The sequence below is a fragment of the Kordiimonas sp. genome (genome assembly GCF_048264555.1).
GTDB lineage: Bacteria > Pseudomonadota > Alphaproteobacteria > Sphingomonadales > Kordiimonadaceae > Kordiimonas.
Map to the genome: position 1 here is coordinate 36,983 of NZ_JBLXCX010000003.1, position 15,771 is coordinate 52,753.

The following is a 15,771-nucleotide window of genomic DNA, read 5'->3' on the forward strand; positions in this document are numbered from 1 at the left end:
TAGCGAGTGGGTTGAGAGCTACATCAGAAAGTCATGGTCACATCGGCAAGGTCACTCAAGCTCAGATCGATGAGAAAGATGCTTTCCCCACCGCCAAGATCTATGAGAACCCCACTCTCGCCGGCAACCGTGGCGTCACTGGATGCGGCAACCACCTCGTCCTTTGTGGTCATCCCTACGCTGATGTCAAAGCTGAGGCTATCGTCAATGGCATCAAAATCTGTGATCGTGTCATTCCCGGTGGCGTTGCGGAAGGCGAAAACATCTGCCCCTTCGCCGCCAGTGAAAATATCATCCCCGCCAGAGCCCCAGAGTGTATCGTCACCGACACCACCACTCACAGTATCATTACCTGCGCCGTTGTAGAGCATGTCATCACCGGCGCCACCAGCTATAACGTCATTACCGTCCCGGCCCCATATAAGGTCGTCCCCTTCATCGCCAGAGATGCTGTCATCGCCCGCACCACCACCAAGGCTATCGTTTCCTGATCCACCGCTGATGGTATCGTTACCGGCATCGCCGACGCCCGCAAAAACCTTGTCATTATCATCACCGGAGCGAACGTCATCGTCTCCGACGCCGCCACGCAACGTGTCGCGTCCACTACCGCCGTCAACAAGATCATCACCGTCACCGCCCTTGATCCGGTCATCGTCATTGCCCCCAGAGAGGCTATCATCCCCCGCGCCGCCATCGATGGTGTCGCGACCATCACCCGCCTCAACGGTGTCGTTACCACCGGCTGCGAATACATTGTCGTCATCGTTGCTGCCTGTCAGTTGCTCAGCGTCATCTGTTCCGGTTGTTTCCCTCACATCGCCAACGATGATATTGAAATAGATGCGACTGCTGTTGCCAGCTGTGTCTGTTGCGTTCACCCCGACACGCACGCTTTTGTCGTCTTCGTAGTCCAGGCTCACCCCATCCTTAAGCTTGAGCGTGGTTCCAACAATTTCAAACCGGCTGTCAGTCACGCTATAGCTAATGGCGTCGCCATCAGGGTCGGTCGCCGAAACAGTACCGATGGCGGCGCCCGGCGCGTTCTCCATTACTGACGAGCCGTTAAGCGATATGGAATGGGGTGCGCTGTTGGTATTGGAATACCCGATATCAAGATTGATGGTCGCGAGAGTGTCTAGATTGCGTTCATTGCTTCCAATCTGAATGGTCAGTGTCGCCGCGTCATTGCCCTTAACACCGGTTGCGCTGGTATACTGGATGTTGGCGGGGTCGCTCAGATATGCGTTAACGTTATCAATACTGCCTGATAGGGTAATTCTGGTGCCAGTTGCCAAAGACTTGTCTACCAAGTCTGCTGATAGCGTCTTGCCTTCGATTTGAAGTCTACTCCGCATACCGTCGCCCTGCGAAGTATCAGAGACCCTTATTTCGCCTTCCCGTACCGCCGTTAAACTACCAGTATCGACTGATAAGACGAGTGTCACAAAGTCAGAATCCGCATCCGCTACCGTAGCCGCAGACAGGTCGATGTTCGAAGCTTCTTCAATCTCAACATAAATGTCCGTCGGCAGGCCGGTGAAGGTCGGATCTGCATCCAGCGCCACCGTCACGGTCGAGCCGGTACCACCACTTGCTGAGCTGCCGCCGCTATCCGCAATATCGCTAAGAGAAATGGTTCTGGTATTTGCCACCGTTGGGTTGTCTGCAGAGTTACCATAGCTGATATTCTCAACAAGGTTCTCCGCCTCGCTTTGGCTCAAGGTTGCCCCTGAAATCTCAACACGTAAGGCATCCCCGCTAGCCCTGACGGAGAAAGTCATGCTTCCCCATGCGCCGGAATTCCCATCAATAAGGGTAACAGTGGTATTGTTGATATAGAGATATTCATCTCCTTCATCCACCACCCCTGTCACATAGAGTGTGAAGCCTGCGATAGTCTGACCAGTCTCAATCGGGTCGAGCTCAGCGTCAGAGAACAGATTGACGTTTGCGCCATGCTGAACAAACGTAGGGTTAAACGCGGTAACCGACACCTCCGGCTCATCATTCACCGCCTGTACGCTGACCTCCTTGGTTTCCGTGTCGCTGCCACTGTTGGCATCAGTCGCTGTAAAGGTCACGGTGCGGGTGAGAGTGCTTGGCTCGTCGGACGTATTTTCATATGTCACGCTCTGCAGCACTTCCTGCACAATGTCATTGGTGGCATTTTCATTGAATGTGATGGTAAGAGCGGTGCCGTCGGTGACCGTGCCACCGCTCGCGCTCACCGTACCCACTGTCACACTATCCGCGATCAGGTTCGTGCCAGAGACAGAGATATCAATGCTATCATCATCGTCATCCAGAATGCCGATCTCGTCAGCATCTGTATTATTGGCTGTGATCTGGATAACCAGCGTTCCGCCGTCCCAGTCATCGTTGCCGTCACTGTCTGACAGAGTACCCGTGGAAGCCAAGTAAAGGAGGTTCCCGTCTTCCGTGAAAGTAAGATCCTCCTCCGGCATGGTATCTATCACCGGATCCGTGTTGGGGTTCAACGACGTAGGGAAAGCCCCAGCGGTAATGCCCGAAGCGGGTTCGATCCAATCAACCACCCGGTCTCCGTCAGCGAGTTCTCCTCGTGTGATACTTTGACTATTGCGTGTAATATTTTCCGTTGAAGCAAAAATATTACCGAGAGTATCGAGTGTGTAACTGCCGCTCGTGGGTGTAAACGCTTCACTCAAAAACACATCGCCGGAGAAGGTTACGCCACCACTCACATCAATGATATTCGCGGCCGTGGTGTTATTATTACCCGCGATTATGCTATCCTCAACCATTACCGTGGCACCGCTCACCCTCAACTCTGAAGCGTCATCAGCGGATGGATACAAAGGTACATTGCCACTGATAGTCGTATCGCTGATAGCAGCAGTCCCCGACCGCAGATTGATCCCTCCGCCCAAATCTCCGACGTTGCCGGTAATGATAGTGTTGGAGATCGTGGTATTGCCACCTGAATGATACAGGCCACCACCGTAATAGGCGGTATTGTTCGAGATCAGACTGTTGCTGATTTCCAGTGTACCGTCCGACTTCCATATACCTCCGCCATAACCGGAGACATTGTCAGTAATCACGCTATTGCTGATCGTTGTAGTACCTGTTGTGGTGAGGGAAAAGCCACCACCTGAGCTGGAGCTATTCCCGTAGGCACCTGTCACCACAAGTCCATTAAAGGTGCTGCTGCCATCCGATACCGTGAATACACGGCTCGCACCATCGGCATCAATTGTCACATCCGCAACGCCATCATCATCCACATCGCCATTGATGGTGAGGCTGGTGCTGATAACCAGCGGCGCGTTAGGGCCGAAAGTGATCGTACCCCCTTGCGAACCGTCTGTATCGCTATCCAGATCAAAAACAATAACATCCCCGCTTTGGGCATTTCCGATTGCTTCCCGGAGCGACAACCCGCCCCCGTCGCTCATATCGGTCGCCAGGTCTGTATCGGTGGTATTATCCACGCCAGAGTCACTATTGGTGGTTACGATGAGCGTGGCCATAGCCCGCCTCCCCTGTATTTATGTTGGTGGAATTGATGCTTGCTTAGGCCACAGCGCTAACGGGGCGCGTCTCCGCCTTGTCTTCAGTAATGATGCGGGCCCGGCTACCCTTCAGGCTTTTCCAGAAGTTGAGCCTGCCATATTGCTCAAACAGGTCCGGTGGCAGGATAGTGGCCCGAGGCCGAGGCTCGACCTTCCGGTGCACGGTGTGCAGGCCAGCCAGCCCGAGCTGTTCGTCAAAAGCTGGGGCGTCATAAGCCACATTGTCAAAATCATGCTCAAACGGCTCCTCCCCCAAGAAGCCGTAGATAAGCCCTATTACTTCCGCAGGGCGTGAGACCAACAAGTCATAGTCGATGATCAAAAGCCGGTCAGCATGGGCGCCGTATAGTGCTTCCTGAAGCGCGGACCATGCGAAACCCACTAAGCCATTGCGGCTGGCCAGAGCTTCACACCGAGTGAACACGCTGCTTCGGGTTGCCTTGTCGCCAAACAGGCGCGTGTTCTCAAACGCATTGGATTGAATCTGCCGCTCAAGACTATCCATCACCCATGCCACATTCCGCACACAGCATAGCATCTTGGCCTCCGGATATAGTTCCGTGACCGCAGATAGGTTGGCGGTCCACGACCGGTTGGTATCAAACACCGTGCTGCGCTCATCAGGCAAATCGGCATAAAAACTGTCAAACAGCCCCTGTGACAGGCGCTTGCGCTGAGCCACTGAGACCATAGGTGCCAGTTCTGAACCCGCGCTAACGGAGCCAATGAGATTGTTAAACAAGTGCCCCACCGGGCTCGTCATACCTGCATGGAATTTGGGGTTCTGCCGCAGGATAGCCGAAAGAAGAGTGGAGCCTGAGCGGGGGAGACCGGAGATGAAATGAAAGTCCCGCCGAATGCCTGAAATGCCTGTCATCACTGCATACCCTTTACCTGAAAGCCTGAGCGTGGTTTGCTTGGCAAGGGTCATCTAAGGGGCAGCACAAAACAATCGCCCAAAAGGGTGATTGACGTCGCTTTTTTAAATGCCGAAACTTGGCGCAATATCGGGGATAGGCCCGTATAGGAATATATATGAACGAACCTGCCCCCACATCAGAACAGGCCGGATCAGAACAACGTGAACCGGGAGAAGCTGGCAACTTCACAGTCTGGCAACTCTTCTCCTATGGTTTTTTAACAGCTCCCATCGCCATGGCTGGCTTTGCGCTGGTGATGTTCATCCCCACCTTCTATGCGGTTGACATGGGGCTTGGCTTCGCAGCGGTTGGCGCCATTTTTGTGGCTGGCCGATTGTTTGATGTATTGACAGACCCCATTATCGGGCACCTGAGTGACGAGACCCGGTCCCGCTTCGGACCCAGAAAACCGTGGATGCTTATCGGCTTGCCGGGCTTTGTCCTTGCCGTTTTCATGCTGTTGTCACCGCCGGAGGGCGCCGGGCTCGGCTATCTCATGGCCGCCAGTGCGCTCTATTTCCTTTTTTATACGGTGCTGGATGTGCCTTATTCTTCCATCGGGCTTGAGGTGTCGCCTCATGTTCATGAGCGGTCTGTGCTCGCCAGCTCCAAAGCCAGCTTTCAGGTTATTGGCGCTTTGACAGCAGCGGCCTTGCCTTTTGCTCTTGCCCTGCCCGTTGCCGCCGCGCTGTCTCTGACCGCCAAGTTCATCATCATCACCAGTGTGCTGGCGCTCCTGTTGTTTTTTGCAGTTGTGCCAATACGCAACCGGGAAGTGACCGTGGCCAAAACAGGCTTCTTTAGCTCATTCAAGATGATCTGGGCCAGCAAACCATACCGCCATCTGATCCTGTGTTTTCTTATAGTACAGGCAGCCAACGCGCTTACCGCCGGGCTGATGGTGCTGTTTATCACTCACGTAGTTGTCGCGGCCGACCTGATTGGCTTATTCATGGGGCTAATGCTGCTATCAACCGCGCTGTTCCTGCCCATATGGTTCATACTATCCAAACGCCTCAGCAAACGTTTTGCCTGGCAAACCTCTATCCTCACATGTTGTGTGGGCCTCGCCGGTGCCCTCTTGCTAGGCCCGGGGGATGTGGTTGGGGCAGTCATCCTTTCAATGGTTGTTGGTGCTTGTTTTGGATGTGATGCGGTCATGCCAACCAGCCTGCTGGCCGATATTGTGTATACGGGCGAACGGGACGGTAAAAACCGACTCGGCGGTCTTTTTCTTGCCCTTAAAAACTCTGTATCCAAGCTCGCCTTTGTGGTCCCCATGGGGTTGGCATTCCCCGTACTAGAGCTGGTGGGCTTCGATGAAGCGGGTCAGAACACGCCCTCCCAGCTCATGACGCTTACGTTGCTTTATGCGCTGCTGCCGATAGCCATTCGCCTGGTCGCATTTGCGCTGGTGCGGCGCTTACCTCTGGCAACCGACAGCGCCGGGCATGAAAGCACAGCACAGGTGAAACTCGCTTAAGGTGTTGAAAGAGCACACATATGACCTGATAGACATCAGGGTCGAGCAAGCAACGCTGTTGAGGCAACGGGTAGTAACCTCGTGCCTGTTTGTGCTCGTCATCATCGCAACATACTCCTTCATTCTTTATTTCACCGGGTACACCACGCAAGCGCTTCTGTGGCTGGTCGCAAGCGGCTCCATGGTAGGGGTGGTTTACCTTTACGGCACGTGGGTGGCCCCGGGCGGCGTTACACGGGCAAGTGTAAAAGCCTATCTGGTCGGCCATATCGTCATCTGCTGCGTCACTGGGCTGGTATGGTCCTCATTTGCAATCTATCTGATCGACTGGTCATCATACCTCACCATTTTTGTCGCCTGTATACTTGTGTTCAGCATCACGATCGGGGGCATGTTCCCCAACTCTGCATACCGGCCTGGCTATATCGGGCTCGCGGTATTTTCGCTGCTGCCTGTTGCCCTGTATTTCTTAATCTATGCGGAATGGCCAACCCGCTTGCTAGGTTTCGCAACCCTTGTTTATTTCCTGTTTGGCATGGTCACAAGCGCGCGTGCCGAACTAGATATGCGGGAGACTATTACCGCCCGCAACACTCAGGCGCTCATGGAGAAGGTGAAGGCGCAAAACGATGTTATCAGGCGCGTCAACGAAGAAAGACATCGCTTTCTCGCAGCTACCAGCCACGATTTATCCCAGCCCATTCATGCGCAAGGTTACTTCATTCAGGCGATGCGTCAGCAACTGACCAACAAGACGCAACATGATCTTCTGGATAAGATTGAACTAACATGGGAGCGGCAGAGCCAATTCCTGCGCAGCCTCATGGACATGAACCAACTGGACAGCGGTTCAATGACCCCCAACCCGGCGCGGGTAGACCTCAAAGGAGAACTGCAAACCACGGTGACGGAATTCGTGGACCAGATGGCAGAGAAAGAACAGGTCCTACACTGCAGTTTTGAAGATGTTCAAACTGTCACCGACCCTGTGCTGCTAAACCGCACTGTTCGCAACCTTGTCTCAAACGCCATCAAATACACACCCATGCATGGCACCATCTCGATTAGCCTGACACGCGAGAAGGAGAGTGCCATCGTTACTATAGGTGACACAGGCCCTGGCATCCCCCTCGAAGATCAGGAGCGAATATTTGAGGAGTATGTACAGCTTGAAACTGAAGGTAGCAGCCGGACCGGTGTGGGGCTCGGCCTATCGATTGTGAAGCGGCTCTGTGACCTTCTTGATATCACCCTCAACGTTGAGTCCACACCGGGCGAGGGCACCACTTTTACGCTTGCAATTCCTCTTATCGATACCGCGCCCAAAGCCAAGCCGAAGGTCGGTTCACTACCACAGTTTAGGCGCTTTAAAACGGCACCGGTCGTCGTTCTTGTGGATGATGAAGAAGTTATTCGCGAAGGCATGTCCAACCTGCTGACGGACTGGGGCTGCCAGGTGATCTGCGCAAGCACGCCCGGCGGCGCTGTGGACCTACTTGCAGCAACACCACAAATGCCTGACCTTCTGTTGATCGACAAGATGCTAGGCTCCGGCAACAGCGGCATTGATCTGATTGCACGACTACGAGAAGAAGTGAATGAGGACACTCCCGCAGTGCTGATGAGTGGTGGTTTTATCAGTGAGATTGATCAGCGGACGATGACGGATGAAAAAATACTTTTCCTCGCCAAGCCTGTGGAACCTAGCCTTCTGTATAAGACGATTGAACGAGTGGTTGGTGGTACGCCGAGCGAGACACCCCAAACCAACTAAATGAGACCAAGAGTCTGCGCCTTACGAACGCACGCCGTTCTTTTGTTCACACCAAAGGCAATGAAAATCTGCTTCAGATGACTTTTCACCGTGTTTTCACTTATCTTGAGCGTATTGGATATCTCTTTGTTTGAGGCACCATGCGCAATCATTTTCAGCACCTCAAGCTGGCGCTTCCCGAGTGTTGGCAACGGTTCTGACATCAAAAATCCGTCGTCATCCTCCGCAGTCGATGCAGGGTGGTTCTGATCAGCCTCAAAGTCACCAAAATAGCGCTTACCGGAAAGCAGGCACTGTACAGCCTCCCCCAAGGTTTCATTGCCAGAAGACTTGTGCACAAAACCGTTGGCACCCAAACTTATCATTTCCGCCACAGGAGGCGACGTGTTGATACCCGACAACATTAAAATAGGGATTTTTTTTGTGTAGCTGCGCGCGGCGGTTACAAACGCCAGGCCATTCATTTGATCCATGATTAGGTCACAAATGATCAGGTCAAACTTCTGGCCAGTTTCCAGTGCATTCAATAGCTCAATAGGCACATGAAAGTTATGGACGGAATAGTTTTTATCCATGCCCCCGACAAGCATGGATACACCTTCCAGAAACATGCGGTGATCATCGAGGACCGCGATATTTATTTCTGCGTCCAATTTTATGCCTTGCTGCCTGCGTACCCCGTGCAAACTTTATAGGCGGTTGTCTGTTCAATGATCAAGCCCGGTGGATCACATAATTACCAGCAATAAGAAAACGATAACCAAGAGTGCTATGCGGACAAGAACATCCCGCAGCAGGCTAATATCACCTAAAGTTTGGCTCAAGTCATAAGGTAGCGGCATTGGGCGAAGTGCAGAGACCTCCGCAGCACCCGTGTTCCCGATAGGCACCCACCCTACAAGAAAACCGGGGATAACAGCCAGAAGCCGCACCAACTGACCAAAAACCTCTCGCCTGTCCCGCGTTTTCAGTCCAACCTTTAACATCCACCAATGAGACACCCAATGTCGCACTAGATGCCGTTGGCCAAGAATATGCGCCCGTTTCAACTGTTGAAAGCATGCATCATAATCACCTGAGCGGTAGGCGCTTCGTGCCTCTGTCATCGCAGCATTGAAAGCTGTTTTTGCTAACTCGTTCACCTTCCCACCTCCCGGTCATGACCCTGCATCCTATAAGCCTACACCCCGGAGCATGGTTCAAGGTCAAGCGGGCATTTCGTTCCCTTGCCTCCAGTCACATGCGTCGCTCGACAACGCTTCAAAAGCGCTAAGGCTTGGCAGGAAAAAATACTCTCCGCCACGGCAGCGAACAAATTGCTGGAGTTCATTACAGATCACTGTCTCGCGCTCAGCGCCAGTGTCACCAGGAATGACCATCTTATCGGCCCCAACCCGTGTACCAACAATTGGGTCTCGATCATTGCCCTGATTAAAGTCGTTGCCGTAGTTCACCCACTGCTGCTGCACAAACTCAAACTGGCGTGAAATGCTCGCGTTCAGCACAATAAACATGATGCCCTGCCCGTCATCGCCATTCACCTCCACTTGACTTTCGCCCGTTGGCACCAGTTTGCCGTAGGTGATCGCGCGGCGGAGAATGCGGTGCCGGTCAACAAGAAGAGAGCCAAAATCAGCCCCGAAACTATCACGTGGATTTGTGCGTCTGACGTGAGACCCCATAGGGCACACCCTGCCCTCTGGGTCACTATCATAGCGAAACTCATAGTCACCGTGCGAGTTCATAAGCGGCGTGCCGTTGCGGTGCCGCCCCACCATGCGGGTCGCGATTGCGTCAGCGTTTTGCCCCAGCTTTTCGGCCTGCCCCTGCATATAGCTCCGAAACAGATCAACATCCTGCGCCAATTTCCGCAGCACCATGAAAGACCCGTTGCGGGCAAATGCCTCCGGTTTAGGCGCTACGGGTATCTCACCATTGGTATCCACATGACCGAGGACAAACTCGCCCGCCGGGAAAGCTTGCCATTCACCATCCGCACCCAGACGTCCGTTGCCTTTGATGTGCTTGTCCGAAAGGCCCTCAATGGGCGGATTACCCATACCGTCACGAAAGCCGAAATGTTCCAACAATACGGGCTTCTCGGGCTGGCTTTTTGCATCGTCTATATAAACCGGCACCTCCGGTGATGACACAACACGTGAGACGTCTTGCATGCCAATAACAGAAATTCCTGCGTTTGACTGTATCCACTGGTCAAAGCCGGAAGCCCAATCTTCAAGGAGCTTTTCGTCACGCGCATAAACCCCAACCCACAAATGAACCTGACCGTTCGCCCATACATCTTCCCACTGGGCCGGCGCACTTACCCCGATATCGCCATTGATGCTGGCACGTCGACGCATGCCGTCGCGATAGTCTTCCGGCAGGCTGTAGAGGAGATCATTGTTCAGCTCCAGCGCCACGAGCCCTGTGTGTGTGAGCGCTGCGTTTACACACACGTCTGGCTTATGGTGGCTCTTGAGGTCATGAAATGACGTGAGCGGACATAAATGCCTGAGAAGCGCCCGTCCCGCGGCCGCATTGTCAAACCGGCAATAAAAAAAACGCCCTTTGGGCCAATGAAGTCCGATGCCCTTCACAAGCGCCTGGATATCCTTGGTGTTGATGTTGGTTGATGCGCTCATTAGAAACTTCCGGGGTTTGGTGTATCGGGATTTGCAAGAATCTCTTGGTCACGTTGCCAGGCCGCTTTTAGCTCTGCGTCGCTAAGCCCCTGATGGTCCGAGGCCCACTTCGCCAGTGCTTGCTTGCGGGATAGGACACGCAGCGTTTCCTGCACGCTAAGCGGAAAGCCTGCGTATCCGAGAGGATTGTTGAACATACAGCGCGCAATATACCGCCTGAAAAAGACGGAGCCCTTATAGGCTGGGTACCCAAGGCACCTACCCCATATGGCGTGTACAAACTCAGGCGCAACGCGGTACAGGCAATCGAGGAAGTCATCATTGTTGCCGTCTAGATCCACAACAAACAGAAGGTATTTTGTTTTGAGGTGCACACCGCTCGTATCGCCCATTGGCGGCACCAGCTGGTCAACGATCTGAAGCCGCGCCATATGCACCATCGGACATTTACGAAATGGACTGTCGTCCTGCTCATGATCACAGATTACCTCAAGCATGCTCGCAATACGGTTTTCGGGATCATTGTGGCGATATTCAATAGGCGAGAGTGCTGTCAGGAAACTGTGTTTGCTCATTGGCCCAACTCCAGCGGTCGTGCCCGATGCTCAAGGTTTACAGGAGCGGCGTCATATCCCGTCGACCCAAGGAATGGCCCAACCTCGTTCAGGAAAGCGCGGTATTGACGGCCAAACTCCTCATCGCTCATCTCATCAACGGGGTTTTTGAGAAACGCTTCCAGCTTGCCATCGAGCTGCACCGCAGTCTCGATATCGCGAACCGTCGCCCCGGGATAGGCGTTATAGTAGAGATCAAGCGGCCACTCGAAATAACGAATATACCGTTTGAAAAGGCGCATGGGCCACGGGCCGGGGAACCCAGCGCTTGTATACCACAGCATATTAAGCCCTTTACTTACGGACTTAATCCGCCCAAAGGCATCGATATACTGATCCCACGAACCGTTGAAATTCGTGGTGAAGATATAGAGATCGTACGGCCAATCCTCTTTTGGCTGCTCCGGGTCAAGGCGCGGCAAACCATCGCCCGGCACCAGTATCCAGCGCGCAAAATGAATAAATGCCAGTTGGGTCACAATGGTGAGCGGCAGATGTTTAAAAATGAACAGCACCAGCTTCGCGCCCAGTCGTTTCCAACCACGCGGCACCGGTGTGATCACGGTCATCGGGAATGCTTTTCCCTTAAAATGTGTCGGCACTAGCGGCATGGCTATCTCACAAATTTCGGTAGGTGATGTTCAGGTTCCAAGGGAAATTGCCGTTGAAGACCATCTTGCCCACGGCCCTTGGCTCCCGGCGCAATAGAGCCGTGAATATTTCCTCCATCATGACATCCGCAATGGCAGCGCCGACACAGTAGTGAAACCCATGCCCATAGACCATGTAGACATCGGGGGACCGGTCCGGGTCAAACCTGTCAGGGTCCTCAATACGGCGCGGGTCCTTCATCGCTGACATGCCGGAGATGTAGACCAGTCGTCCTTTTTCAATTTTGTAAGTTTTGGTGCTACCGATACCTAAGTCCTGCGCCTCAGGTGTGGTGCGCCACAGCCCCGGCAGGATGTAGCTGATCCTCAGCGCCTCCCGCACCACACGTAGCATCATATCGTGGTCTTCGCGCTCAGCCGCAGCACACCCGATACGGTATGCATCAGCGCTATTCAAAATCACGTCAAAGGCATGCCCGTTCGCGAGAGTATTAGTAGGCAAGTATCCCATGATCATACCCATCAGGTAAGACCGCAGGTGTGCGTCATCCGTCACCTTGAGGGCATGACACCGGCCAATGATGGTGTTCTCTGGAAGCGGATTTTTGCGAGCCGCATCAATGGCATCATCAATAACCTGCCAAACGACTGAGATCGCCTGCTGTGCGCTTTTTGTTGATTTGGGAGTGAGAGTTTGCGAGCCGAACAAAAAACCCGCCACATGCATACAGCCGTCAAAGAAAGGTTGCCTCGCATCCTCAGGGATAGGCACACCGTAATACCGTTGGATCACTGCTTCGGTTACTGGCACCATCAGATCCTGAATGGCGTCAATACGCCCACCTGCTTTTTCCAGCCGGTTTTCGCTGACATCACGGGCAATCTGACGCACAAAATCAAGATCACTAGCGCACCACAGTTTTTTGACCTGTTCGAGCGTTTCCCAATAGGCCGGTGTATCTTTCATGGCGAGCAGGAAAGTTGGCTTCCAATCCAGCAGGTCAACCTGCTTCTGGTAGGGAACCGGGAAGTCTTTTTGCCGCGAGAATACTTCCTGCACATGGTCGAAGCTCGTTACTATTACCGTGTTGGTGAAGGGAAAACGAAACACAGGGGCAAATCGCCGCAAAACACCGAATACAAAGGGAATAAGTTTTCGCACAAGTAGAGTGACGAAAAATTGGGCCACCGGCCCTGGTCGTTGGTTAGTCAGGCTGAAAGTTTTGGCGGCCCCTGAAGGTTTTGTCATACACTCGTCCCCCCTTGCATACATGAACCCGTATGATCCCTGCCCCCAGAGATCTGACACCACTAAGTTGTGAGACTATCCAAGCAACATACCGCCGTCCAGCCTCCATCGTCTCCTACCCGCACCGTGCGGCGCCATCCAGATATCGACCTGTCGCCTGATATCCTGACGCGTAGAGCCGATCAAAATCATCATCTGAAAGGCCCAAATCAGTCGCTTTAAACCCAAGATCATCAATTAAAACACTGCGGCTGACCTGCTCGGCGTCTTGCTCAAAATCAATGGTTTGTGTCTTCATCACCGTCGCAAACAAATTTTTGGCATACTCAAAAAAATTGTGCGGTTGATGATCAACATCTCTCTTATGGCTACCACTTGTTACAAAACGGAACCCGAGCGTGCTTGAAATAACGCCAACCTCGTCGAATGCACCAATCGGATAGTTGTAAGCGACACCGCCATCCACATAGATGTGATCATCCGGTTCACTATCCGGGAATTGCCAGGCAGCGTACATCAGCGGGATCGACATCGAGGCCCGCACGGCACCCACGACGGGAGCATGAGGTGTATGACGCGCGGAAAATTCCCGCGTATTGCAGGTAGTAAGGTCTGTTGCAAACACCCTGAGGTCACGCCTTCCCCGCGTCGCAAGCTCTTCAAATGTCAAACTTTCTGGGAGGCCCAGTCCGGTTACCTGTCGAGCAATCCAACTATAAAGCACATCGCCTTTATAGAGCCCATAATGGGTCCCAATCCGAAGCGGATTGGGCTGGTCCTCAAGTGTCTTGAAGTGGATAGAACGAAGCGCTTCACTGAGGCTGTCTGCCGTCCCGCCAAGGCTTAAGACAAGCGCGGCAAATGCACCGGCAGAAGCCCCTGCAACCCCCCGCACACCGGAAAGAATATCTCGCTCCTCCAGCATCTTTAGCGCGCCGGCATAGGCCACACCTCGCACTCCACCGCCTTCAAACACGAGATTTTCGAACACATAGCCCCCTTTTGTCGCTGCGTTATCCAGCCTCGCCACCACCAGTGACAGGGCTGACTTGCCTTGCATCCACGAAGCTTTTCATGCCCGTCCGATATATGGCCACACGGTTTCGGCCTGTGTTTTTGGCCAGATAGAGCGCCTTGTCGCCTGCGTTGAAAAATTCGGCTGAGCTATCAAAGCTGCCATCCCGGCGGCTAACCACACCGATACTGACCGTCACATCATCGAAGGGTACGTCTTTGCTGATACGGGTGCGTAGTCGCTCAGCCAGCACACGGGCTTCGTCTAGATCGGTTCGGGGCAACAGAACCGCAAACTCCTCGCCACCATAGCGAAAGGCTGTTCCGGGCCTGCGTATCTGCTTCTTGAGAACCAGGGCCAGCTCTTTCAGCACTTTATCGCCAACCGGATGTCCATGTTTGTCGTTGAAATCTTTGAAATGGTCAACGTCCAGAACCATCAGACAAAGCTCCGCCTCGGGCCGGTCGCTCAATCTGAACTCGCTTGTCAGTTCCCTGTCGAAATGACGACGATTGGCAAGCCCGGTCAAGCCATCCACGTTGGATTGGATGCGCAACTCTCTCACCCTTACGCCAAGCGCAATGGAAAGGAACACGAACTCGAAAAAAGAACCTATCTGGAAACCATAGTGGGTGACAAAATTGTGCGGCAGGACACCAAACACTTTCAAAAGATATATGAATACTCCGCCCAGGAAGACCGACCATGCCCACAAATAATATTTGGCGGCTGGCTCGCCTTTCATATGCGCAACAAGCCCCATCGCCAGCACCAGCACAAGCGCCAGTAGCAGGAAGATTGCGAGCGGCTCAACCAACACGCCGTAGCCCACAACCGGCACCGCGATGAGAACACCAACGAGCACGCACTGAAGGCCGGTTACACAGCGGTGCAGGAAAGCCGACACCCGCTCTATACCAAGAAGCGAACGACAAAACTGCAAGAGGAAAATGATTGAGAGCGTCAGCAAAATGGGTCGGCTGATTTGCCCAAACTCCGGTGCTTCTGGCCACAGATACTGAAACGCCAAGCCATTGAAGGCCATCATATAGCTGCTGTAGCTGACGATATAAGTCAGGTAATAGAGAAACGCAACCTGTCGGTCCATCAGATAGAGGAGCGATATGCAAAGCGCGAGCAGTATGAAACCGCCGAAATATGCGCCAAATACCATGTATTCAAGCTCAATGGTCGGAAGGAGAGTGTTGTGGCCAAAAAGCGTAAGTCCGATATTCACCGGCCCCTTGGTTCGAACCCGCAAGTAAACTGTCTGTTCTTCATCACCTGCCAGCGCAAGGGGAAACAGAAAGTCACGGTGCTCGACCGCGCGTGAACTGAAAGGTTGCCGGTTCCCGGTTTCCCAAGTCCGAATAACACGCCCACCAGACAGAACCCACACATCCACATGATCAAGAAGAGGATAGTCCAACTTGAATGTCAGGTTCTGGTAGCGGTCGCCGCTGTTTCTGACCGAAAATCGCACCCACCAGTCTGAGCTTGAGAAGCCAAAGTTGGCACTTTCTCGCTTTAGGGGTTCAAACTGCGCATTGAAACTATCGTGCCTGAGGTCTTCAACACCAAAACGAGCGTAAGGGTCTTCATAGACTTCCAGATAAGGCGTGAGGTTTACCTCGGTAGGTGAAGTTTCAACGTCAAGCGGCGCCCTTGCCAAGGCGGGCCGCGCCATTATAATCAGAACGAGCAACACCAACGCTCGCGTCAGTTTCACAACTGCCATAACCGCTTACCGCACCTTTATAGCGGGCGAATACCACCCCGAACTGAAACCGACCTCATCCGAAATCTGATACCCCCACCGAGATCACCTCATCGCATGCTAGCAAAAAAGTGGCAAAACGCTCCCCTTTTTTTGAATAGCATCGAGGTACAGATCGTGGCACCG

At 53.3% G+C, this 15,771-nt stretch carries 12 protein-coding genes; 2 read left to right on the plus strand and 10 right to left on the minus strand.

Annotated elements, in window-relative coordinates; genetic code table 11:
- Window positions 1-23: 23 nt before the first annotated feature.
- Window positions 24-3,515, minus strand: coding sequence for a hypothetical protein (locus ACN0XZ_RS09995; RefSeq protein WP_417457610.1), 3,492 nt, complete (start codon window positions 3,513-3,515; stop codon window positions 24-26).
- Between the two features lie 43 nt (window positions 3,516-3,558).
- Window positions 3,559-4,434, minus strand: coding sequence for a sulfotransferase family protein (locus ACN0XZ_RS10000; protein ID WP_417457997.1), 876 nt, complete (start codon window positions 4,432-4,434; stop codon window positions 3,559-3,561).
- Between the two features lie 158 nt (window positions 4,435-4,592).
- Between ACN0XZ_RS10000 and ACN0XZ_RS10005 the strand changes: the two genes are divergently transcribed.
- Both ACN0XZ_RS10005 and ACN0XZ_RS10010 read left to right on the plus strand, forming a co-directional pair.
- On the plus strand, window positions 4,593-5,960 hold the full coding sequence (locus ACN0XZ_RS10005) for an MFS transporter (RefSeq protein ID WP_417457611.1): 1,368 nt from the start codon (window positions 4,593-4,595) through the stop codon (window positions 5,958-5,960).
- A 1-nt stretch (window position 5,961) separates the two neighbouring features.
- Window positions 5,962-7,734: an ATP-binding protein gene (locus ACN0XZ_RS10010; RefSeq protein ID WP_417457612.1), complete on the plus strand. Its 1,773-nt coding sequence runs from the start codon at window positions 5,962-5,964 to the stop codon at window positions 7,732-7,734.
- On the opposite strand, the gene ACN0XZ_RS10015 is transcribed toward ACN0XZ_RS10010, so the two are convergent.
- The 8 genes from ACN0XZ_RS10015 to ACN0XZ_RS10050 form a co-directional block, all read right to left on the minus strand.
- Window positions 7,731-8,387 carry a response regulator gene (locus tag ACN0XZ_RS10015; RefSeq protein WP_417457613.1) on the minus strand — a complete coding sequence of 219 codons (657 nt, stop codon included), beginning with the start codon at window positions 8,385-8,387 and terminating at the stop codon, window positions 7,731-7,733. The genes ACN0XZ_RS10010 and ACN0XZ_RS10015 overlap by 4 nt on opposite strands.
- A gap of 75 nt (window positions 8,388-8,462) precedes the next feature.
- On the minus strand, window positions 8,463-8,876 hold the full coding sequence (locus tag ACN0XZ_RS10020; protein WP_417457614.1) for a DUF3703 domain-containing protein: 414 nt from the start codon (window positions 8,874-8,876) through the stop codon (window positions 8,463-8,465).
- 63 nt (window positions 8,877-8,939) lie between these two features.
- A complete protein-coding gene (locus tag ACN0XZ_RS10025) occupies window positions 8,940-10,379 on the minus strand; it encodes a Dyp-type peroxidase (RefSeq protein ID WP_417457615.1) in 1,440 nt (479 codons plus the stop codon).
- Window positions 10,379-10,954, minus strand: coding sequence for a hypothetical protein (locus tag ACN0XZ_RS10030; RefSeq protein WP_417457616.1), 576 nt, complete (start codon window positions 10,952-10,954; stop codon window positions 10,379-10,381). The genes ACN0XZ_RS10025 and ACN0XZ_RS10030 overlap by 1 nt, the downstream gene beginning before the upstream one ends.
- Window positions 10,951-11,562, minus strand: coding sequence for a hypothetical protein (locus tag ACN0XZ_RS10035; protein ID WP_417457617.1), 612 nt, complete (start codon window positions 11,560-11,562; stop codon window positions 10,951-10,953). The genes ACN0XZ_RS10030 and ACN0XZ_RS10035 overlap by 4 nt, the downstream gene beginning before the upstream one ends.
- A 49-nt stretch (window positions 11,563-11,611) precedes the next feature.
- Window positions 11,612-12,853, minus strand: a complete 1,242-nt coding sequence (locus tag ACN0XZ_RS10040; protein ID WP_417457618.1) for a cytochrome P450 — start codon at window positions 12,851-12,853, stop codon at window positions 11,612-11,614.
- A gap of 115 nt (window positions 12,854-12,968) precedes the next feature.
- On the minus strand, window positions 12,969-13,844 hold the full coding sequence (locus ACN0XZ_RS10045) for a patatin-like phospholipase family protein (protein ID WP_417457619.1): 876 nt from the start codon (window positions 13,842-13,844) through the stop codon (window positions 12,969-12,971).
- A gap of 22 nt (window positions 13,845-13,866) precedes the next feature.
- On the minus strand, window positions 13,867-15,606 hold the full coding sequence (locus tag ACN0XZ_RS10050) for a 7TM diverse intracellular signaling domain-containing protein (protein WP_417457620.1): 1,740 nt from the start codon (window positions 15,604-15,606) through the stop codon (window positions 13,867-13,869).
- Between the last annotated feature and the right edge of the window lie 165 nt (window positions 15,607-15,771).